Source organism: Streptomyces collinus (genome assembly GCF_031348265.1).
In the GTDB taxonomy this organism is placed as follows: domain Bacteria; phylum Actinomycetota; class Actinomycetes; order Streptomycetales; family Streptomycetaceae; genus Streptomyces; species Streptomyces collinus.
The window spans coordinates 7,825,253-7,847,356 of the sequence record NZ_CP133771.1 but is presented as its reverse complement, the minus strand read 5'-3'; the positions used below and the strand labels follow the sequence as shown (position 1 = coordinate 7,847,356).

Sequence of the window (22,104 nt, the reverse complement as noted above, 5' to 3'; positions counted from 1 at the left end):
TCGCACCAGGAATGTGGCAGATCGGGGGCGACATGGGCAGGGCAGCGGAGCGCACGTGCCAGACCACGGGCCGACGCAGGCCGGAGAAGGAACGGCCGGCCGTGTGGAGCGCCTACGGCAAGCTGCTGCGCCTGTTCCGCGAACGGGCGGGGCTGACGCAGCAGGGGCTCGCGGACGCGATCGGGTACTCGGTGGAGCAGGTGGCCTCGGTGGAGCAGGGGCGGCGCGCAGCGAAGCTCGTCCTCACCGAGGCCGCAGAACAAGTGCTGGGTGCAGGCGGTGCCCTACGGGTTCTTCAGGATGATGTGGACCAGGCGAAACTGCCCGCGTTCTTCCAGGACTTCGCCTCCATCGAGGTCGAGGCGGTCAGCCGTCTTTCGTACGACCCGCTACTCATTCCTGGACTCCTGCAGACGGAGGCCTACGCCCGAGCCCTCTTTACTGCCCATTGCCCGGCCTTGGAAGAGGAAGTAATCGACCTGCACACCGAAGCCCGCGTCCATCGACAGCGGTTGCTGACTCGGACGCCCATCGTCGAGTTGTCGTTCATCATCGGCGAAGCGGCACTCACCAACCCGATCGGCGGTGATGAGGTGATGGGCAAACAGCTTGTGCACCTGGTGGACAGGGCAAAGCTCCGTAACGTGACCATCCAGGTCATGCCTGCCGCATACGGCTTCCACCCAGGCCTCAACGGCGGCTTCGTCGTGCTGGAGACAGCAGAGCACCGTCAGGTCGGCTACGTCGAGTCCCAGGAAGTGGGGACCGTGGTCACCGATCCCATCCAGGTCAGCGCCTTCAGCTCTAGGTATGGCAAGCTGCGCTCGCAGGCGTTGAACCCAGAGGAATCCGTACGCTTCCTCGGGGGACTGGCAGGGGAGACCACAGCATGAACGTTGATACTCACACCGGGGGCGGCGAAGGCCAGCTCCACTGGCGCAAGAGCAGCTACAGCGGCTCGGGGGGCGGCGACTGTGTAGAGGTCGCCACCACACCCGCCACCGTTCACGTCCGGGACTCAAAGAGGCCCCTGGCGGCCTCCCTCACCTTCTCCGTAGAGCAGTGGAGCGCGTTCGCCGCCTACGCCGGGCTGGCGTAGGCGAGCGAAGCACCTCACCTCTACCGCAGCTCGAACTGGTCCCTCAGCAGGGCCGTGTGCAGCCGAAGCGTGCGGCCGTCGGGGAGGGTCTCCAGGACCTGGACCCCGTCATAGTTGAGAAGCTGCCGCAGGACGGCCGCGAAACCGTCGCCCCGTGTGGGCGGCAGCCCGACGCGCTGGGCGAGGGCCGTGACCGGGAGGGTGCCCGCGTCGACGAGGGTCGCGAGCGCCTTCCTGATCTGTTCCTGCGGCGGCTTGCGGGCCAAGAGCCCCAGCTGGGCCTGGTAGGTCTCCGAAGTGAGGAGGCCGTTGACCAAGGTCTCATCCGGGGAGACCAGGGTGGGGGTGACGAGTGTGTCGTCGCCACCCGCCGTGACGGCCACGTCGAAGAGGGCGTCGTGGGTCTTCGCGAGCTCGGCCTGTTCCTTCTTCGGCTTGGCCGCCGTCTTCTTCGTCGGGACTGCGGCCTGGGCCACCGGACGGGCCGCGACAGGATCAGCGGTCCGCGTGCCGGTGGACCACCACTCCGGCCGCTGCTCCCCCAACTCGCGCCACCCTTGGGGCGGTTCCGCGCCGAAGGGCAGGAACGCAAGCACCGGGATGGTGAACTCAGCGAGCGAAGCGCCACCATGGTAGCCGGCCTTGAGTGAGGTGTAGCGGGAGTCGACGTCCCACAGGGCGACGATGGTCGCACCGGGCTCCGGCCAGACGACCCGGGGACCGGACAGCGTGATCTCCTGCTCGGCGAGCGGGCCACCGCCGGGGAGACGGTGCCGGGCGGACGGCGGTTCCGTCGCCTCCACCTTCACACCATGCCGGTCGACGACGTGCCCGTGGTCGCTGGTGAGGATGACCGCCATGCCCTGGGCGGCAGCCACCCGCAACAGGTCACGCAGCCCGGCGACATGATCGACGTGCCAGGCGCCGTCGCCGAGCTTCTGCTCCTTGGCGAGCCGGTCGTCGATGGTGTTGAGGACGACCGCGACGTGTGTCTTGCCGTCGGTGAGCGCTTCGGTGAGGGCGGGACCGAAGGTGTCCCCGGCCTGCTCGGCGCGCAGGTCGTCCTTGTGGAAAACGGCGGCCGGAGCACCGCCCCACAGCTTGTGTGCGGGGAACAACCGCTTCTCGTCGGCCTGGGCGCCCTTCATCAGCCGACCGGCGAACAGGGAGGTACGGGACACAGCAGTGAGGGTGGGCAATGCCGCGGCCATGGCGCGACGCTGCGGTGTCCCCAGAGGCAGAGGGTCGAACTCGGCCCAGGTGCCGCGCAGTTCCTCACCGAGTTCGTTGCCGATGGCGGCGCTCATGCCGTCCAGGACGAGGAGCAGCACGCGCCGTCCCTCGCCATGGTGGACGACGGGCTTCACCACCTGGTCGAGGAAAGTCTCCACGGTCAGCATCGAGCCTGGCTGGGTGCCGGACTCGGTCCAGACGGCGAGTGCGCGGGCGAAGGAGGCGTCGAGCGCGCGGCGCCGTTCACGGACCCGGGTGCCCAGAGCGTCGTACGCGGCCTTCAGCACCGGGTCGGGGTCGCCGCCGGCCTCGATGTGTTCGAGGGCCAGGTCGACCCAGCCGGTCTCGGAGACGTGCCGCTTTATGGCGTCGCCCACGGTGGGCGACTCGGCAGGCGGTTCGGTGGCCAGCCAGCGAGCGAGTCGCTGGCCCATCCGGGCCCGTTCGATACGGGCGGACTCCTCCGGGTCACCGGCGAGTTCGTGCTCCGCCAGGTGCCGTACGGCGTCCGCCACCGCGTCCGTGTCGGCGGCTGCGGCAAGGGCGTGGCCCACGGCGGTGAACCGGGCATCGAGCCCGCCGGTCATCACCGGGCTGGACTCGACGGCCTTCTCCGCGCCGAACTGCCGGGCCAGGACCCCGGCCCGGTCGAGGACGATGCCGGTCAGTCGGCGGGCCTCGCGCGCCCGGTCCGGGTCCGTCGTGCCGGCGGTCCGGTGGCCGGTGGCGAGCAGGGCGACGACGTACTTCTCGGCGGCCCGGCCGAAGACGGACACCAGCGTGTCGAGCTGGTCACCGGTGGCCGGAGGCCGGTCTCCGAAGTAGCGCTCGGCCCGGCCGCGGGCCTGATACGTCTCGGGAGCGGGCTCGGCGTGCTCCCACAGAGCCGCGCACACCAGGCCGAAGGCTACCGCGTCGGCTCCGCGTTCGGCGTCGACGAGGGCGAGCAGGGCGCGCCCGGCGAGTCCGGCCTGGTCGTCCTCGGCGAGGAAGGCGGCGAGTCCGGTCCGTTCGGGGCCGCGCAGCCCGAGAAGCCGTTCGGGGCCGCCCGCGCGGGTGGACCAGTCCAGCAGGGTCTGCGCGTCGAGCCGTTCGTCACCGGGTCGCTGAGCGGGGGCGACCGCGCTGTCGGTGTCGTAGCGGCCGAGGCGCAGACGGCGCTGGGCGAGCGCGGTGAGGGCGTACTGCCGGGAGAGCCAGCCGCCGGAGACGGGCGGCCAGCCGCCGGGCGGGGTGGCGTCGAGCAGGGCCTCGGCGGCCCAGTTGGCGTCCTTCAGGCGCGGGTCGATCTGCCGGGCGCCGAAAGCCTCCCGGACCACGTCCCAGCCGTCGACGGTGTCGATGGCCTTCTTGTGGACGCGGGCGAGGATCGCGGGGTCGAGTTCGTGCTGTTCGCGGTCGGTGAGGACGACGAGGACGGCGGGGCCGGGGGTGCGGCCCGCGAGGTGGTCCAGGACCAGTTCGTGGACGGCGAGCGGGGACAGTGCGGCTGCGACGCGTGCGGTGCGGCCCTCGGCCCAGGCGGGCTCGGCGGGTCCGTCCCACTGTGGCGCGGAGCGCAGCAGGACGGCCCTGCGCCGGTCCTCCCCTCCTGGCCGGAGGGAGGCGGCGAGCTGCGGCTGGGAGGAGAGGTACTGGGTGACGGTCGCGGTGTTCAGCCGAACCGCGCCCGGTACGGCGGAATCGGAGACGGGAGCGGTGGTGGTCATCAGTCGACCACCCGCCAGGTGATCTCGATGGTGGCTTCCGGGTTGTTCTTCGCCAGCTCGGTCAGCTCCGACTCCAGCGCCTTGACCGCCTGACGGGCGGTGGTGGTGCGGCGGCCTGCGGACTGCCCTGCCGTGCCGGTGCCTTGGGTGGCGGTGGGCTGCTGGGTGAAGGGGATGCGCGGGTCGCTCGTCGGCGTGTTCAGGGACAGGTCGTCGGGCTTGACCGGGTCCTTGGCCGCCGGGGGTGTGACGGGGGCGGGCGGCGGGGTGGCCGCCGCCTGGTTGCGCTTGATGAGGGCCAGGATCTCCCGCTCGGTGCGCTTCAGCGCCTCGCGCAGGTCTGCGGTGCGCTGGTCGCCGCGGGCCACGTTGCGCAGCGAGTCGAGCAGGGCCGCGCCCTCCGCACCGAGGCCGATGCCGAGTTCGAGGGTGTGCCAGGACGCCTCGGTCACGGCGCGGGCGACACCGCCGGCCTGCTTGACGGAGGTGCCGTACCGGTCGGCGCTGACCTCGCCCAGGTCGAAAGCGGCGAGTGCCTCCACGGTCTTCTTTGCCCCGGCTCCGCTCTGCGCCGCGCCGCCGGTGAGCGTCTCCAGGAACTGGAGGGAGCGCCGGGCGAGGGCGAGACGGCCGGTGTCGTCGGTCTCGTCGAGGCCGAGGAAGGTGGAGTGCTCCTCCAGCCGTCGGACGAGTTCGGCGGCGTCCTCCTTGAGGGAGCGGGCGGACTCGACGATCTGGCGGGCGAACTGGTTGACCATGCGCCCGCGGCGCAGGGTGGGCGCCTTCTGCCCGAAGATCGTCTCGTAGCGCTGCCGTGCCGTGGTCCAGTCGTCCTCGCTGGGCAGGGGCTGGCTGCGCAGCGCGTCGTGGTCCTTGATCGCGGAGAGTTCGGGCGCGGGGTCGAGGACGGTGCCGCCGCGCACCCACACCCGGTCGTCCATCTCGGCGAACGAGGCGACGACGAGCCGGGCGAGGAAGTCGGGCAGGCCGCGCGGCTCGGGCTGGTCGGTCCAGTCGGTGAGCGTGATCAACGTGAGGTCGCCGGTGGCGCCCTGGGCGCTGGCGAGCTGCCGGAAGTGGTCGGCCCAGTAGCGGGACAGCTCGAAGTACGCCTCCTTCTGCTGTCCGAGGCGCAGCGGTCCGGCGACGCGCTGCATCAGCTTGCGGTCGCCCGCCGGAACCTCGACGCGTCCGTCGCGCGCCTCGGCGGCGGCCCGTACGTGGGTGAACACCTTGCGCGCGTCGACGGGCTTCACGGCGGTGCCGGCCACGTCGGGGTCGAGGTTGGGGTGGGCCGGGTACTGGTGGGCGAGCAGCTTGCCCGCCACGTGCCGGATGCCGTCGTGCAGGGACTGTCCGAAGGACAGGGTCAGGTCGTCGACGTCGGGCAGTGCCACCAGGTGGTCGTCGAAGTCGACCACCACGTCGGCGGCCTGCTTCTGCGCGAGCCCGTACGCCTGCTTGAACGCGCCCTTGACCTGCTTGAGCAAGGCGTCCCGCTGGGTCTCCAGCAGGCCCTTGGCACGGCTGCGGTTGTCGGCGTTGAGGTGGCCGGCGTACTGGGTGTCGAAGCGGTGCTCGTCGGCGAGGGCCTTGTCGATGACGACGAGCCGCCGGAAGTCGGCGAGGCGCTGCGCGGACAGGTGCGCGGGCAGCCAGGCGATGCTGCGGGACCGCTCGCCCTGTTGGCGTTCACGCAGCCGCTGCATGCGGTTGGCGTCCTCGACGGGCCCCCATTCCCCCTCGTCGAAGGGAAGGTCTATGGCGATCCGCCAGCAGCCGTCCTGCTGCGGCATCAGGTCGTGGTCGGGCAGCTCGTCCTCGTCGGCGACGTTGCCGAAGACGACCTCGGCGGTGCGGGCGGTGCCGCGCCAGACGAAGCTCAGCTCGTCGGCGAACTGGCCGTGCTCGACGCCCAGTTCCTCCGACAGCAGCCGCCGGGCGAGGGAGACGCGGTTGCCGGGGTTGTCGTTGACCTGGGCGTTGGCGATGACGGAGTCGACGTCGACTCCGGACAGTTCCAGCCGGACACCGGGGTTGGTGTCGGTGCCGGTCTCCTTGATCTCGGGGAACCGGGCCGCCCATTCGGCGACCTTGTTCTTGATGATGCCGACCTCGCTGCCCGGGATCGGTGCCATGACCGACCCGTGGTTCAGCGCGCCGAGCCGGCGGATCGTCAGCTCGGACAGGGCGGGCACGCTGGGCGCGAGCGCGGACAGCAGCAGTGTGCACACGAGCCGGTTGTCGCCGACGAACAGGCGGCAGCGGTTGGTCAGTTGCGGGTCGCCAAGGGTGTCGGGCCGGTTCAGGTACTGATCGATGTCGTCCTCGGTGATGTCGTACGAGCTGAGCAGGTACGGTCGGAGCTTGGTCTTGTACAGCTTGTCGGCGGCCTCGAAGACCACCTTGAGGCTGTCGGTGAACGGCTTGTCGCCGCCCTCCGCGATCACCGGGTACAGGTCGCCGACGGGGATGAGCTGGCCGAGCCGGATCTCGTCGCGGTGGTCGGCGAGGAGCTGGCCCATCAGCTTCAGACCGGTACGGGAGCGCTGCAGCGCGGACGAGATGTGGACGAGGGTGTCCATGAACGCCGGCGAGAAAGGATACGTCAGCCGGAACGACTCCGCGTCCGCGCCGGTCGTGCCCTTGTCTGAGCCGAGCAGCGTGTCCCACACCTGGGTGCCGACCCGCTTGGTCTGCTCGAAGGCCGCGTCGATGAGGCGCTCCGCCTCGGCGTTCTTCGGCTTGAGGAGACGGGCGTGGGCGATCTGCGGGAGATTGCGGTCCTCTAGGGTGATCTTGTCGAACCGCCCAGAGGCCAGATTGAGGGTGTCCTGGATGGACGACTCGGCCGCCCCGGACACCTCCTCGCCGACCAGCTCGCGCAGGTCGCGCTGTCGGGCGATGAACGACACGACGGGGATGGCGCGGCGGGCGTCGCCGCCTTCCACGAAGTTCGTGATCTTGCTGGCCTCGCGGGCCACGAACTTCTCGTCGTGGATGAGAGTGGCGAGCCAGAGGATCAGCTCGTCCATGAAGAGGATCAGCCCGTCGTAACCGAGCGACTTGGCGTGCTCGGCGATGACGGAGAGACCGGCGTCGAGGGAGATGAACCCGTGCTCGTCCTCGGCGGCGTTCTTGGCGAAGCTGGGCGAGAGGCGCGTGATCGCGTCCTGGACGAGGCGTGCTCGCAGCTCGGAGGGAGTGGAGGGGTTGACCAGATTGAGGACCTCACCGGCCTCGTGCACCTCCTCAGCGGTCAGCGCCGTGTCGAGGAGGTCCGGCGTCCAGGTGAAACTTTCGCCCCACTCGTCCTCGTCACCGTCGTCGGACTCTCCGGAGCTGAGGCGCTGGATGACGGCCGCATCGCCGTAGCTGGCGCGGTCGGCCCGGATGTCGTCGAACAGGCCGTCCGTCCGGTACACCTGCGGAGTGGACGCCTCGGGGTGCAGCCGCTTGACGTGACGTACATAGCCGCCGAGCACGCGCTGTTCGAGGGCCTTGGCACCGAGCATGTGGTACGGCACGAGCAGGAACTTCTTGCCGTCCGTGCCGAGCCACTCGTGCTTGGTGAGTACGGAGTCGAACTCGGTGCGGGCGCGGGCGGCCGGGTTGCCGCTGAGCAGCGAGTACAACACGGCCATGAAGTGCGACTTACCGGAACCGAAGGAACCGTGCAGGTAGGCGGCCTTCGAGCGGTCCCCGTCCAGCGCGGCCTTGATGAGGTCGAGGGCCTCGTCGAAGTTCTCCAGCAGCCGCTCCGTGACGACGTAGTCCTTGAGGGCATGCTCAGCGCCCTCGGGAGTCGTGGCCTCGGCGAGGGACAGCACGAAGTCCGAGGTGGAGATGGACTCCTTGATGTCGATGACATCGCGGAGGAGCGGCTGCTGGGCCATGGTGTGTCTCGCTCTCCTTACGGGTGCGGCACGGGATGGGGCTGCGGAAGGACGGGGTGGTGGGAGACGGCGGCCGAGGCTGGGTGGTTGGCCGCCGCCTCCGGGGCTACTTCTTCGGGGCGGCGCGGCGACCTCGGGTGGCGGCCGGGGGACGCCAGGCGCGCAGGTCGTCGTCGGTGAGACCGTGCTCGCCCTGCAACTGCTGGCGGTAACCGGCGAAGAAGTCCGCCGGGGAACCGCTGTAGAGCAGGTCGAACTCGTTGTGCCACTGGTACAGCCACGGCTGCAGTTCCAGCAGGCCGGCGAGGAACGGCGTGATCTCTTCGGAGGTCAGCGCGGTGTTGGTGAAGTACGTCGCCAGGGCCTGCGCCTGCTCGCGGTGGTCCCAGCCGGCCCAGCCGTACAGCTCGGGGGTGGCGGCGTTGGTCTGCCCGTAGGAGATGAACCGCTCCTTGGGCACGTCCAGCTTGCCGCGCGCCTTCCAGTAGGAGGCGCGCAGGAAGTCGGCCGAGGTGTACTTCGGCGGAACGGGGATGGAGTCCCGGATCTTCCGCTTGGCCGGCTCGTCGGGCGCGGCGTCCTCCTTGCGCTGGAGGTCCCAAACTGCCTCCCAGTCGGCGCGCTTCTTCAGCCCGGCGGGCTTGTAGCGCAGCGCGGAGAGGAACGGCACGTGCTCGTCGGTGATCAACTCCGCGACGACCTTGGGGAGATCCTTGCGGGGCGCATACAGCTTGGCCACGGAGACGAAGCCCTCGTCGCGCGAGAGAGCGTCGGTGAGGCGGGAGAGGGTGAGGATGGTCGGCTGACCGTTCTCGTCGAACCAGTGGTCGCGGTTCTCCATACGGTCGAGCAGCCAGGAGCGGAGGGCCTTCTCCTGGAGTGCGTCCCAGCCTTCGGTGGCCCAGCGGCGCTTGTACTCGGGTCGCTCGACCATGCCGATAGCACGGTTCGACTCGATGGCGTCGATGCGTTTCTGGACGATCTCGCGGTAGGGCGCAGGCCAGTGAGCGGGGATCTCCGTGATGGGCTTGGAGTTGTGCCGCTTGAACCACTCGTCACTGGCCTCGCCTGCGGCTACGCGGCGCGCGAGGACGATCTCGAAGGCACGCTCACCGAGGGCGAGGGCGGGAATGTTGGGTTCGTCGGGGTCCTCGGAGACGCGAAGGTCTTTGGAGTGAAGGTTATAAAGAGAGTAGACCTGCCAGTCCAACTCCTCCTGAAGAGCAATCATGCGGGCACGGGTGGACTCCCAGCGGACCTTGGTCTCACGGAGGTTGCTAGCCGTAGGGGTGATTTCAGCGATTACAGCGACGGGGCTGGCGGCAGCAAGCTGCTGTCCCAAAGTGTCGATGATAGCAGCAAGGGCGGTGGGATACTCGGCGGGCAGCGGGAAATCTTGCAGCTTGGTTCCGGTGAACTCATAGAAATCCTCAAAGGGGATCGTTGACTGCCGGGCGCCCTTGGAATCCACTGTACTGCCCTTATTATGACTCACCTGCTTAAGCCAGAACCCAGCCGTGGAGCTGTTTAGCAACCCAAGCAACCGAAGGTAGTCCTCCTCGCCCATACTTTCTTGCAGCTTAATCACTGGCGCATGGCGATTAAACACCCGATCTCCGCGACCAAGCGAGAAATGATTATGCGTGGCCACGAACGGGAATGCGATCAGGAATTTAGCATTTAGACGAGCCTCATGATGGAATGCATAGTTGGACCACGGTAGGCTTCTCTGCTCTTTAGTGGTGGAGAACATGAGCCCATTGCGCAGCACATGCCGACCTTTCCATAGTGTGTACTCCTCCAAGTTGGCCCGCTCATTCTGACTAGCCGCCGAAGGAAAGATGACATCGGCAGCATGGAGGCAGCCCCAATCACGCACCTGATCACCGGTAACAAAAGAGCGGCAAGGCGCATCACGGTGACGGATCCAAGAAGCCAACGGATACGGCAATACGAAGAAATCATCATCCCCCGTGATAGCAGCGAACCCGATCGATTCGACCATACCGGACAGTCGCCCCACAGAACTTTCCCGTAGCTGCTCAACCATCTCCAGTCCGCCGTCGCCCAAAATCCATGGCTGCTTACTGAAGTACCGCTTCCGCTCCAGGTCATCCACCGACACCCACTGACTCACCGACCCCGGCTTATCGATTTGCTCGACAATTGCTCGCCAAACTAGACCATCATCCGCCCTTTTCGGGGCTGCCGGCTCACCTCGGACACTTCGCACGGTGCGAATAGTGTTCAAACGCTGAATGCCACTACGCCGCATGCCCACAAGGATGACCGTCGGTGTTCCGTGCCCGGGAATGTAGGCGCCCGAGGTGTCGATGACCTCAGTCAACTCCACCGCATGCCCGAAGAAGCCCTCGATTAGCTTGGTGCCGAATTCCCGTTTCATGAAAGAATTAGCAGTGAGCTGGCCGACCATGCCATAACCGCGCCCATCAGCATCGCCACGTTTAGCCAGCTCGAAGAATCTCTGCGCAAACGGCACCGACAGTGCATATTTGCCTGCACACACGTCGGGATAGAGTTCCCGGTACACTGCATTCAGATTTTTATCTTTAACCGTGATGTATGGCGGGTTGCCGACCACCACGTGGTAGCGACCCTGTTGCAAAATTCCAGGATGCTCATCGTGCAGGTCTTCCGTGGCATAGGCGAAGGTGGCCAGGCCGTCCTGACCTTCTACACCGTCAAACAGCCCCAGCTGCCGAGACTTGATGAGTGAATCTCCAACAGCCAAGTGGAGCGGCCACTCGTATTTCGCCGCATCCCCTAGTGTCCGCACACCACCTGCTGCCAATGCGGCAACGAGTAGCCGGAACCGGGCAATAGCCACAGCAAACGGGTTGACGTCCACACCGTGTACCGATTCCAGCGCACCCCGCACCCGCTCGTACAGGTCACGCCCCGGCTGGCCCTCGGCCCACAGTCGGACCAGCCGCCGGAACGCTCCCAGCACAAAGTGTCCCGACCCACACGTAGGGTCGATTACCTTCAGTTCTTCATAGCCGAACTCCCGCACCGCCGGGGTCATCGTTCGGTCGAGGATGAACTCCTCCACAAACTCTGGTGTCTGAAGAAGTGCGTACGTCTTCCGTGCGGCCTCACTCAACCACTGGTACAGATCGCCCAAGAATCGCGTGTCCCACCCTTCCGTACCGTCCTCGTTCAGTGGGTCCGTAAAGTCGTGAATGAGGACACCCGCGTCGTCGCGCTGCCGCCAGAACTCCACCAACTCCCGCGCACCATCATGCGACAGCGGAATCTGGTACAGCGGATTATGCCGCTTGTCGAACAACAGCCGGCCCGCCTGGCCCGCCCCCAGTTCCTCGAAGGCCTTCTCCAACCAGCCGCGGTAGGTCGGGTCCTCCTCCATCTCCACGTACGCGTCGTACCGCGCCTCCGCCAGTTCCCGCCGGTCACCATCCGCACCCGTCAGATACGGCTCCGGGATCAGCCGGTTGTCCTCGCAGAAGCGGACGAACACCGTGCCCAGCACCCACGCCACAGCGACCTGCGTGACCCGCTCGTCGAGCCACGAGGTCCACGTCGCCGCCGTGCGCCCCAGCTTGCGCGCCTGGTCGTACTCGGCGCGCAGCCGCGCCCCGACGTCCCCCAGCGCCTTCACCTGCTTGCCGAGGTCGGTCTCGACCGCCTTGACCTGCTGCTTCAGGTCGTTCAACAGAGCCTTGCGGTCGATCACTTCGCGTCTCCCTCGACACTACGCACCACTACCTTGCCGGACCCGCGATGGACGTTGTCCACCCACGTGTCCGGAAGCTGAATCCACTCCCCCAGGCCGGCCTGATAAGGCACAGCCACCTGCCCGAGCCGGGGCTCGCGCGCCGGGTCGCTCTGGGGAACGAGCAACCACAGTCCACGGCCGCCCCGCCGGGCCACCGAAGCGAGCCGATGCAGGACGCCCATCGCGTCGTACCGGGCGAACACCCCGGCCTCCGTCAGCAGCACCGGTCCGCTCCCGGCGCCGAGCCGTTCCTCGATGCGCGGCGCGACCGCACCCCACGCCGTCTGCGCGTAGTCGGCGAACCGCAGCGCGCCCGTCGAGCCCGGCTTGGCGACGTCCGCCTTGAGCAGGGTCTCCCACGTCGGTTTGGTGCCCGGGGTGACCTGGGCGTGCAGGGCCTCGATGAACAGCTCGGTCACCGAGACGGCCTCGGCGCCCAGCCGTTCGGCACCCAGTTCTCGTATGGCGTCCCGTACGAGCCGCTGGCTCACGGTCAGCACCCGGTAGCCGTCCCGCCGCGCGGAGGCGACCAGCCGTTCCTCCGCGCGCACCGCGCTCGCGAGCAGCGGGTCATCGGCGTACCGCGTCACCGCGCCCGTACGCGTGGACTGCCGCCAGGCACCCGTCGTGAGGTAGCTGGACGCGTCGTCCACCCGCGTCGGCAGGTAGCGCAGGGTCTTCGTGTCCTCCCGCGTGCCGAGCGACAGCTCGAAGCCGGCCTCGCGCAGGGCCTTGGTCAGCGGGCCAGCGGTGGGCAGGTCGTGGGTGAGCCCGCCGCGACCGTCGGGCACCGTCAGCTCGGGGAAGCGGGCCCGCAGCCGCTCGTGGATCTCCTCGCCGGTCAGGCCCGGCTGCGTCGCCTCCGGCTTGCCCGGGATCCAGCGCACCAGACCGGCCTGCGTGAGCCGCAGCGCCCGTACCAGCGACAGGTCGCGCGGGTAGATCTCCAGGCGCGGGGTCGCCGCCGCGTTCACGGAGGCTGCGGCGGCCAGTTCGACCATGCGGCGCTCGTCCCAGTCGACGGTGCCGGGCGGCATCTCCAGCGCGCCCAGCTCCGCCAGTACGGTGGCAGCCGTCGGCAGGGTGTCCAGCCGGGCCAGCCGGTCCGCCGTACGGCCGAGACGGCTCGCGTAGTCCAAGAGGCCCGGCGCGGTCGGGGTGTCCGGGGCGTCGTCCTCGCGGACGTCCAGGGCCAGCAGGCCGGCGCCCAGCGACTCCTCCGTCGCCTTGCGGTTGGGCTGATGCTGGAACTCCGCCTCGTCCGGGACGAGTTGCTCGACCTCGACGACGGCCCGTACCGCCGCCAGCGCCAGCGCCCGGCGCTGCTCACGCCCGGCGAGCTGGCTGCCTCGCCGGACGGCGAGGGCGTCCGCGATCTCCACCGCCGACGCGACCCGGCCCATGCCCGCGAGCAGCTCGAGGATCTCGGAGCGCAGGGCTTGGACCGCCCGGTCGCTCTTCCAGCGCTTGCGCTCCTCCTTGAGCATCTGCGGAATGCGGCCCGCGCTCAGGTTCAGCGCCGCGGCGACGTCCTTCTGCTTGGGCCAGACGCCGATTTCCGGCAGCAGGCCGTGCTCGTCGGGCAGGCGCAGCAGCAGCCGGACCATCTCGGCCTTGTTGCGGTTGGAGCCGTTGTTGTTGACGACCGGCACGAAGATCGTGGCGAGTGCGTCGAGGCTGATGGAGCGCAGGGCGCGCGCCGACAGGCCGCCGGCCGCATCGCTCGTCGCCAGGGTATCCGCGAGGGCGGACTCGGCTGCGGTGAGCTGGTCCAGCTCCTCCTTGGCCTCCGCCCGGCCTTCGGGTGTGAGCGGCGAGACGGGCGTCTCGCGCAGCTTCTCGCCCCACTCCCGCTGGCGCTTCTGCACCTCGTTGCGAGTCTTGGCGCCCAGGCCGGGGGCGTTGACGAGCTTGCGGCGGCTGTAGTCCAGGAGCCCGCCGACCGTGGTGATGCCGAGGCCGTAGAGGAAGGACTGGGCGGCGCCCGTGAGGCCGGAGACGCTCAGCGGGGTGTCGAGGGCGACCTCGGCGGCCAGGCGGTCGCGCTGCTGCTCGGCGGTCTCCGGCTCGGCGTCCGCGATGACGCCGCGCTGCACGGCTCCGCCGTCGGCCCCCGCCTCGGAGGACGTCGCCGTGTGGCGCGTGCGGTGGCTGGAGGGGACGGTCTGCGAGGCGTCGAGGAAGATCTTGCGCCAGGCGTCCCGCATGGGCTTCAGCTCAGGGAACCGCTTGCTCGCGTCGCGGTGCAGTGCCTTCCGGAAGAAGGCGACGAGCCCGTCCCGTACGGCTGGGTCGAACGCCTCGGCGGCGATCGTCGGGTACGGCCACTCCTTCGCGTCAGTCATCCGGGGCAGCACGCTGCCGTCGCCCCACTTGGGCAGCTCGCGGCTGGCCATCTGGTGCAGGGTGACGGCTACGGCGTACCGCTCGGCGTGGGAGTCGTAGGAGCCGCGGGTGATGACGTCGACGAACGGGTCGAGGTAGCCCTCCGTGCCCGCGTCGGTGCTCTTGGCGGGGTAGCCGGCGAGCGAGAAGTCGATCAGGACCAGTTCGCGGGTGCGGTTGGGGCGGATGCGGATGGCGATATTGTCCGGCTTGATGTCGCGGTGCCAGACGCCCTCGCCCTCCAAGAAGTCAACGGCGCCGAAGAGGTAGTCGCCGTACGCCTCCAGCTGGTCGACCGGGAGCCGGCCGTCGTCGCGGAGCTGACGGGCGACGGTCTCCTCGCGGCGACGCGGGGCCTTCCGCTCGCCCACCGCGTCCACGCTGTCGTCGCGTTCGTCGCCGACGTACTCCAGCGCGAGGACGGTACGGCCCGCGATGCTCAGCGGTTCCGGTTCGACGAGGCGGATGATGCCCGAGTGGGGGCGCAGGCGGCCCATCACGTCGGCCTCGCGGATGAGGATGTCGCCCCGGTTGTCGGACAGGGCGACCTTCAGCACGGCCAGCGGGCGCGTCCTGCGTGCCTCCGCCTCCAGGTCGCGGACGAGGAAGGCGCGGCTGGTGGAGCCGGTGCCGAGGCGGCGGCGGACTTCCCAGCGGCCGGCGAGCACGTCGCCGGGGACGGCGTCCAGCGGGTCCTTCTCCGGTGCGTCGACCGCCTCGGCGGCGGTCTCGGCGGCCGGGGCGGTGAGGGAGTCCTCGACGACCTCCAGCATCTCCAGGAAGTCGTCGACGCTGTGCAGGCGCTGGTCCGGGTTGTAGGCGGTGGCCGCCTGCACCAGCTCGTCGATGTCCTCGGACAGGCCGTCCACCAGCGAGCTGGGACGCAGGCCCTCGCCCGCCTCCAGGCGGGCGCGCAGTTCGGCCTGGCTGGCGGCCGGGGCCTTGCCGGTGGCCAGCAGGTAGGTGAGGACGCCGAGGCCGTAAACGTCGAGGGAGACGGGGTCGGGGCGCAGGGCGGTCAGCTCGGGGGCGAGGTAGGGGTCCTCGTCGTCGGCGAGGTGCATCGCGGACAGCGCGGTCGGCGCGAGGCGTGTCGCGCCCTGTCCCTGGGAGGAGTCCCCGGTGCGCTGGGTGGCGATCTGCCAGTCGGAGATCTTCAGCCGAGGGCTGAGCCAGGCGGCCTCCTCGCCGACGGCCTTTCCGGGGCCGCCGTCGGGGCGGGGCAAGACGTGGATGGAGCGGGCGGCCAGGGCACGGTGGTGGATGCGGCGGGCGTGCGCGGAGCGCATGGTCTCGGCGAGCTGGCGGACCAGCACCATCCGTCCGAGGATGTCGAGCTTCTCGCCGTACTGGACCAGGTACTCGTCCAGCTTCATGGTGCGGTCGTCGTAGTCGAAGACGAGGGCGGGGCCGGAGGGGTGGCCGGTCGGGAAGTACTGCCGGTAGGAGACGACGCCGGGGTGCCGGAAGCGCTGCAGGACGGCCGCCTCGCGGCGGGCGGCGTTCTCCACGGACTGGCGCAGGGAGGCGTCCGAGCCGCGCTCACTGAGGTAGACGCGGACGCGGGCGCGCTCGGGCAGCTCGGTGTGGGCCGCCTTGTAGTCGGCCCAGGTCTGGCCGGAGTCGAAGGGGGTGCGCTCCAGCTCGTAGGGGCCGACCTTGTACTGGGCCTCGCTGCGGCGGATACCGATGCGGTCCAGCGCGGTCTTGATCTCGCGGGAGTCGATCGCGGTGATGCGGCGCCGCTCGTCACGCGGGGGCTGCTTGAGCATGTCGACCAGCTCGGCGACCGTGTATACGCCGTTCTGATCGTGGGCGGGCAGGCGTACGCGCAGGGCGTCGTCCGTGAAGCAGACGGCTTCTCCGACCCACACCCGGCGGGCGCCGTGGCCCTGGCCGAGCAGGCTCGCCAGCTCCTTGGCCTTCTTGTTGACCAGGTGCAGGGGGTTACCGTGCGTGCGCCGACGGCCGCCGGGGGTGGTCTGCACCCAGGTGCCGTTCTCGGACGTGACTGAGCCGTGCCAGTCCTTCAGTTCGACCATGTACATTCCGCCGGGCGCGACGACCAGCAGGTCGACCTCGCGGACGTGTCCGGTGTTCGCGGTGAACGTGAAGTTCGACCAGGCCCGCCAGGGATCGGAGTCCGGTAGCTTCTCCCGGATCGCCTCCAGGCCGCGGTGTTCGTGATCGAACTCGGACTCGGTGACCGTGACCCACCGGCCTTGCCGCATGCCTAACCCCACTCGTGCCGTTCCTCTCAGGCCCGCCGTTCCCCGAGGTCGAGCCTGTCGCAGATCCTAGTGGTTGCCTGGTACATGGGAAGAGTCCGTGAAGGACAGGACTACAGGACATCCAGCCCACGTGGGCTGGATGCTCGTGCCGCCTCCTGCCGAAGCAGGCGACAGAAGCCGCCTGATCAATGACATACGAGAGTAAAACACCCTTTACGTGGCGTCATAAGCGAGTTCAGCCAGGGCGAGAGCCTGCTTCAGAGTGTTTTCGTCACGAATCTGAATGTTCACCCTGTATCGGCGGTGGCCAGTTGCGAGCGGATAGGCGTCCGGCGCCAGCTCCGCGATCTCATCGCTGTGCAGCAGACGAAAGTTGACCACGCCCGTGGAAGCGAAGGCATAGGCGAAACCGCCGAACTGGCTGCCCTTGCGGCGGAGGCGGAGGTACCCGGAATAGTCGAGCGGATCGCCCTCCTGCCACGTCTTGCGCTTGATGCCGTGCACTCCGACGCTCTCCCAGGAGCCGGCTTCCGCCAGGAAGTCGATGAACTGCTCCGCAGCGGGGTTGAAGGCGAGCTGCGCCTTCACCGTCTCCTGCCCCTCGTCCGCCACCCCCGGCACGTCGCCCTCGACTTGCCATCCGAAGTCCACGACGTCGTCACTGTCGGGGTCAGCGACAACCCGAGGTGTCGGGCGAGCGGTGTCGACCGTGCCGGGCAGCTGCTGGACGAGCTCGCGAACCACCTGGGACGCGTCGAGTTCCTCCGGCGTGCCCTCGAAGCGGAGATAGGTGAGCTTCACGGGTCCCCCTCCCGTTCTACGAACCGTGTCGGAGCGGACACATTAGCGCTCAGCGACGTCGGTGACTGCAGGGCCGGAGAACTCCCCGGAACCAGTGCTGACCGGAAACACGCTTGCCTCGCCTCGGTGTGCATAGGCTCGCCCTGGCATGTGCCCTGGCTTGGGCACATGCCAGGGCGATGAGCCGATCACCTCGGGGGTGGGGATGGCGCAGGAGTCACACCGGCCGTATCCGGTCGACGAGCTGCTGGCCGCGGTCCGACTGGAGATCGCTGCCGAGCTGCGCAGCGACGGCACGAGTAACTCGTGCGGGTGGGGCGTGTCCACGTAGGAAGCCCGTCGGGCCGCGACCGGTGTCAGTGATCTTTGACAGGCACCGACTCGTCCCGGAAACAACGAACGCCTTTCAGCCAGTTCAATGGAATGGCTTGGCCGACTCACGACAAGTGCGCTGTCCTGCCGTGCACTCCGCTGTCACACCCGAGCCGACTCCCGCGCTGAACCACCCACGAGTTCCCTCAGCTTCGCCCGCGTCTCCGAGTCGGTCGAGTACACGACTGTGCCGACCATGCCCCGGGTGAGCAGCACCTTGTAGGTGTTGCGGATCAGGCGGTCCACGTCGGCGTCGGAGGTGGACCGCCTGAACACCGGGTCCTTGGACTCGGTGCGATCGGTGACCCAGCGGTCACCGCGCCAGAGCAGATCGGGGCCGATGATGACGCCGGACCAGTCGTACTCGAAGCCCTGTGCGGTGTAGACGCAGCCGACCTGGCCGAAGCCGGCTGGGTCGGTGGCCCACAGGGCGGCCGGAGGCGCGCCGGAGACGGAGCGGTCGCCGCGCAGGTTCCAGGGGCGGGCCCAGTCACCGATGACGACATCGGGCGGCAGCGGCTCGCCGGGCCTGGGCTCCGGGGACCAGCGCCAGCAGTAGCCGGCGGACATGCGGGCGCCGTAGCCCTGTGCTCGACGGGCCTCCAGGAACGCCTCCATCTCCTGAGGGCTCTCGGCAACCAGGAGCTGCATGCGGCCGTCGGGCTCCCAGGTGACCGGTCCGCCGGGCTCCAGTCCGAGGAGTCGGACCACCCAGCGCAGGTAGGCATCGCTTCCGCCGCAGCGGAACTGGCTGTCCAGGGGTACGACGTGGCACGGGATGTCCCGCTTCGCCGCCGCCTCCTTGATGTCGGCGACGGTGCCCATCTCGCCCGGGCGCACGACCTGGTGCTCGTCGAGAAAGAAGACGGGCACGTAGGCGACGTCGATGAGTTCGTCGATCTGGGCCCTGCCGGTCCGGTGCTCGGCGCGGGTGTAGCGGTTGGCAGAGGTCTCCCGGATGCGGTGGGCCTCGTCGCAGATCAGGGCGCCCAGGCTGTTCTTCTCGGCGGTCATGAAGCTGTTGAAGTACTTGAACAGGTCCTGCACTTCCCGCTTGCGGGCCCCAGCGATCTTCCGCATCGTCTTGGTGAAGGACTGGGAGCCGGTGGCGTGCAGCGCTGGTACGCCACGCCGGTAGAGCTCTCCGAGCAGTTGGAGGGCGATCACGCTCTTTCCGGTGCCGGGTCCTCCCGTGACGATGACGACTTCCTTACGGTCGGCGTTCTTCGCCTTCTGCACCGCGTTGAGCACCATGCGGTACGCGACCTGCTGCTCGTCGAGGAGCACGAACTACGTACGCTCCCGCACTTCTTCGGCGGCCACGGACATCAACTGCTTCGACGGCACGGCGACGCCTGCACACAATTCGTCCGCCGCCCCTGCCCCCGGGTGCTTGTCGCTCAGCCTGGTACGGAGGTGATCGAGGAATGCGCCTCGGCGCTCCCCGGTGAAGAGCAGTCCGTGACCGTCACGTTCGATCTCCCTCAGCCCGGTCACACCGAACTCGGTAGCGTTGTGCAGGAACGCCACCCCGTTGACCCGGTGGCGGTGTTCGGCCACCGACCCGTTGAAGTTGACGAGGTACTCGCAGTAGCGGCGCACCTGCTCGATCGGGTTGAGGACCGGGTGGGCGTAGGCGTCGACATGGCAGAGGGTGGGGTCGTCCTCGTGGGGAAGGGCCTGGCTCCACTGCTTGAGTTCCACCACGACGTACGACGGCTCCCCTGTGGCCGGGTGAACTCCGGCGAGGACGACGTCGGCGCGTTTGCTGTTCAGCGGGAGCGCGTACTCCAGCATGACCTCCACGTCACCCAGGCCCGCGTCGTTGAGCGCGGTGGCAAGGACGGGGATGCTGCGCTCCCAGGAGCGCAGCTCCGAGGTACCGGGCCGGTAGCCGTGCATGTGGACGAAATTGTCGGTGAGGTGCAGGAACAGCGAACCGTCGAGCGCCATGACGGCGACCGTTTTCGCGGACGCGCGGAACAGCAAGGACTTCCCCCGGGCAGCACGAAGAGACTCGTGCGGGTGGGGGCATGTCCTTCGAAACTCCACCGGGGTGGAGCGGAAGCCCGTCGGGCCGCGTTGACGATGAGTCGAGGGTACCTGGCAATCGGGGCGACCATGGGCGACGGTGCCGGCTCACAAATCCACCACGGTCACCGCTGGACGGCCTCCGGATCCGCCTCGAAGCCGTCTCAGGCGTCAGAGCGGTGCGTGACCCGGCAATCCGACCGCCCCTGGGGGGCAAAGCCGCATAGGCTCGCGTCGCACAGGTCGACGGCAGGGGAGGGACCGCGATGCGACAGGGCAGTGCCGAGGACGGGCGAGCGCTGGACGCCATGATCGGGATGCCGCGGGGTCGGGTGCCCCACGGGGCGGATGGCGTGCGGTACGGGTGGCCCGGTGCCGAACCGAACCTCCGATCCTCGACGAACTGAAGGACCGGGTAGCGCAGTTCGCCGGCCTGTGTCGTTTTTCGGACCGGCCCCATGAGCCGGGTTCACGCGGCACGGCGGTTGTGAGCGACATCCCGTCCGCCCGGCGTCCGCCGGGTGCGATCGACACCCCGCTCTGCCCGTTTCATCCCTCTGTTTCAAGGAAGTGTTCGTGAGCGAAATCGGCTCCGGCGGAAGAGTTCAGCCGGCTCGTCCGGGCGACCCCTCCCGCATTGGCCCCTACCGCATCATCGGCCGTCTCGGCGCGGGCGGCATGGGCACCGTCCATGCCGGAGTCGCCTCCGACGGAATGCGCGTCGCGGTCAAGGTGATCCACCCCGAGCAGGCCCAGGATCCAGAGTTCAGGGCCCGTTTCCGGCGTGAGGTGGAACTGTCCTCCCGCGTCACCGGACCGCACGTGGTTCCCCTGCTCGCCGCCGATCCGGACGCGCAGACCCCGTGGCTGGCCACCGTCTACGTCCCCGGACCGACACTGACCCAGCACGTGCTCACGCAGGGGCCGCTCACGGAAGGGAGCCCGTACGCGTTCGCGGCCGCCACCGCGCAGGCGCTGGCCGCCATTCACGCCGTGGGGGTGGTGCACCGTGACGTGAAGCCGCAGAACGTCCTGCTCACGCCCGTCGGCCCCCGTGTGCTGGACTTCGGTATCGCGCACGCCGCCGACGGAATCAGCGTCACCCGGACGGGGGTCATGACCGGCACCCCCGGTTGGATCAGCCCCGAGCAGTACCGTCAGGGCACCGCGGGTCCGGCGGGTGACGTGTTCGCGTGGGGGGCGCTCGTGGCCTATGCGGCCACCGGCCGACTGCCGTTCGGGGCCGGTGCGCCCGATGTGGTGGCCTTCCGCGTGATGTCGGGCGAGGCCGACCTGGACGGTGTCCCCGCGCCCCTGCGCCGGATCGTGGAGAAGGCGCTGGCCCAGGAACCGGGTGAGCGTCCGTCAGCCGCCGAGGCCGCCCAGGAGTGCGCGGTGCTCTTGGCGTCTCAGGTCACTCAGGCGGCGAGTGCCGATGCGTTACCGGCGACGGCCGCGGACATGATCACGGCCGCCTGGGAGGTGCCGGCCGCGGAGGACGCCGTCTGGAAGCTTCCGTCGGACAGGGGTCGATCCCGAAGGCGACTCGTAGCCGCCGTCGCCCTCGCGGCAGGCGTCGTCGGCGGCCTGGCCGGAGGAGTGGCGGCGCTGCTGCCCGGCGACATTGGGGGTGGCCGTCAGACACCCCTGTCCGCGGCCTCTGCGTCACCGCCGGCTTCGGCCGGATCCGGGCAGGCTTCGGCGAGCGCCGCGCAAGGGGACGAGAAGGCGGAGCGGCAGGCCGCGAACGGCAGCTCGGCGAGTGCGGCGAGCTGGAACCAGGCGCGAGCGGCACAGGGCGCAGGGGAGCACGACGTGGCGCGCGCGGTCCTGCACGACCAGGGTGTCGAGGCGCAGGACCTCGGCGAGAGCGCCGACTTCACTCCGGGGACCGTGCGGTTCCACGCGTCGCGCCGGGAGGTGTACCTCTCGTACCGGCTGGCCTCCGATGAGCAGGGGACGCTGTATGCGGAGACGCAGATCGCCAGGTCGATGTGCCTGACGCTGCGGGACGTCGTCCTCCGGCTGCACCCGGACCTGCCGTACCGCACGTACGTCATGGTGAAGGAGGAGCAGGGCCGGGAACCGCGGGTGACCTGGCAGGACGACTTCGTCACCGACACCGGCTGCCGGTCGGCCGCCGACAACGGCACCGGGCAGGACACGGACGGTTCGCAGGGCTGGCAGCCGGACGAAGAAGGTCTGGGGCAGGCGATGATCCCCAGTACCGACAGCGCGGAGATCCGGGTCGCGGACGGCACCGCCAGAAAGATCATCACGGGTACCAACGGGATGCGCCAGACGCTCGGCACCGACCGTGTGCTCGGCAACGCGCACATCAAGGTGGGCTTCGACCCCGAAGACTCGGTGATGTACGTCTGGTCGGAATACCTGCAGTGGAACCAGGAGCAGGTCGAGTCCTGGGCGGCTCTGGCCGCCGGCGAGGCGTGCCGGGCTCTGGTGAGCGAACGGGAGAGTGCGGGAGGCGCCTGGCCCTACTCTCGCTACGCCGTGGCGGAGATCGGCGGGTCCGGCTATCTGATGATCCGTTGGGGTACGGCCACCACGCGGGCCGAGTGCCCAACCTGAG

At 69.0% G+C, this 22,104-nt stretch carries 9 protein-coding genes and 1 pseudogene; 4 read left to right on the top strand and 6 right to left on the bottom strand.

Annotation, left to right across the window (positions count from 1 at the left end; all coding sequences use genetic code 11):
* Positions 1-32: 32 nt before the first annotated feature.
* Together RFN52_RS35295 and RFN52_RS35290 are read left to right on the top strand one after the other, a co-directional pair.
* Positions 33-893, top strand: coding sequence for a helix-turn-helix domain-containing protein (locus RFN52_RS35295; RefSeq protein ID WP_184854152.1), 861 nt, complete (start codon positions 33-35; stop codon positions 891-893).
* Positions 890-1,099, top strand: coding sequence for a DUF397 domain-containing protein (locus RFN52_RS35290; protein ID WP_184852640.1), 210 nt, complete (start codon positions 890-892; stop codon positions 1,097-1,099). The genes RFN52_RS35295 and RFN52_RS35290 overlap by 4 nt, the downstream gene beginning before the upstream one ends.
* A 20-nt stretch (positions 1,100-1,119) precedes the next feature.
* On the opposite strand, the gene pglZ is transcribed toward RFN52_RS35290, so the two are convergent.
* The 5 genes from pglZ to RFN52_RS35265 all read right to left on the bottom strand — a co-directional run bounded on the left by pglZ (position 1,120) and on the right by RFN52_RS35265 (position 17,111).
* Entirely contained in the window at positions 1,120-4,041 is a 2,922-nt protein-coding gene (gene pglZ, locus RFN52_RS35285; RefSeq protein WP_184852637.1) for a BREX-2 system phosphatase PglZ, read from the bottom strand.
* Positions 4,041-7,937 (bottom strand): BREX-2 system ATPase PglY, encoded by a 3,897-nt coding sequence (gene pglY, locus RFN52_RS35280; protein ID WP_184852634.1) that lies wholly within the window; start codon positions 7,935-7,937, stop codon positions 4,041-4,043. Before pglY ends, pglZ begins: the two co-directional genes overlap by 1 nt.
* 106 nt (positions 7,938-8,043) lie before the next feature.
* Positions 8,044-11,652: a BREX-2 system adenine-specific DNA-methyltransferase PglX gene (pglX, locus tag RFN52_RS35275; RefSeq protein WP_184852631.1), complete on the bottom strand. Its 3,609-nt coding sequence runs from the start codon at positions 11,650-11,652 to the stop codon at positions 8,044-8,046.
* Entirely contained in the window at positions 11,649-16,310 is a 4,662-nt protein-coding gene (pglW, locus tag RFN52_RS35270; RefSeq protein ID WP_184852628.1) for a BREX system serine/threonine kinase PglW, read from the bottom strand. The genes pglX and pglW overlap by 4 nt, the downstream gene beginning before the upstream one ends.
* A 213-nt stretch (positions 16,311-16,523) precedes the next feature.
* Positions 16,524-17,111 carry a hypothetical protein gene (locus RFN52_RS35265; protein WP_184852625.1) on the bottom strand — a complete coding sequence of 196 codons (588 nt, stop codon included), beginning with the start codon at positions 17,109-17,111 and terminating at the stop codon, positions 16,524-16,526.
* Positions 17,112-17,316: 205 nt separating this feature from the next.
* On the opposite strand from RFN52_RS35265, the gene RFN52_RS35260 reads away from it, so the two are divergent.
* On the top strand, positions 17,317-17,442 hold the full coding sequence (locus RFN52_RS35260) for a hypothetical protein (protein ID WP_311241130.1): 126 nt from the start codon (positions 17,317-17,319) through the stop codon (positions 17,440-17,442).
* A 143-nt stretch (positions 17,443-17,585) separates the two neighbouring features.
* Here the strand turns inward: RFN52_RS35260 and RFN52_RS35255 are convergent.
* Positions 17,586-19,472 (bottom strand): annotated as a pseudogene (locus RFN52_RS35255) (DUF2075 domain-containing protein).
* Between the two features lie 618 nt (positions 19,473-20,090).
* Between RFN52_RS35255 and RFN52_RS35250 the strand changes: the two are divergent.
* The gene (locus RFN52_RS35250) at positions 20,091-22,103 is read left to right on the top strand and encodes a serine/threonine-protein kinase (protein ID WP_184852622.1); all 2,013 of its coding nucleotides are present in this window, start codon (positions 20,091-20,093) and stop codon (positions 22,101-22,103) included.
* Position 22,104: the final 1 nt, after the last annotated feature.

Coding starts and splice junctions, on each gene's coding strand:
- RFN52_RS35295 (WP_184854152.1), top strand. CDS start 33: ATGGGCAGGGCAGCGGAGCGCACGTGCCAGACCACGGGCCGACGCAGG.
- RFN52_RS35290 (WP_184852640.1), top strand. CDS start 890: ATGAACGTTGATACTCACACCGGGGGCGGCGAAGGCCAGCTCCACTGG.
- pglZ (WP_184852637.1), bottom strand. CDS start 4,041: ATGACCACCACCGCTCCCGTCTCCGATTCCGCCGTACCGGGCGCGGTT.
- pglY (WP_184852634.1), bottom strand. CDS start 7,937: ATGGCCCAGCAGCCGCTCCTCCGCGATGTCATCGACATCAAGGAGTCC.
- pglW (WP_184852628.1), bottom strand. CDS start 16,310: ATGCGGCAAGGCCGGTGGGTCACGGTCACCGAGTCCGAGTTCGATCAC.
- RFN52_RS35260 (WP_311241130.1), top strand. CDS start 17,317: ATGGCGCAGGAGTCACACCGGCCGTATCCGGTCGACGAGCTGCTGGCC.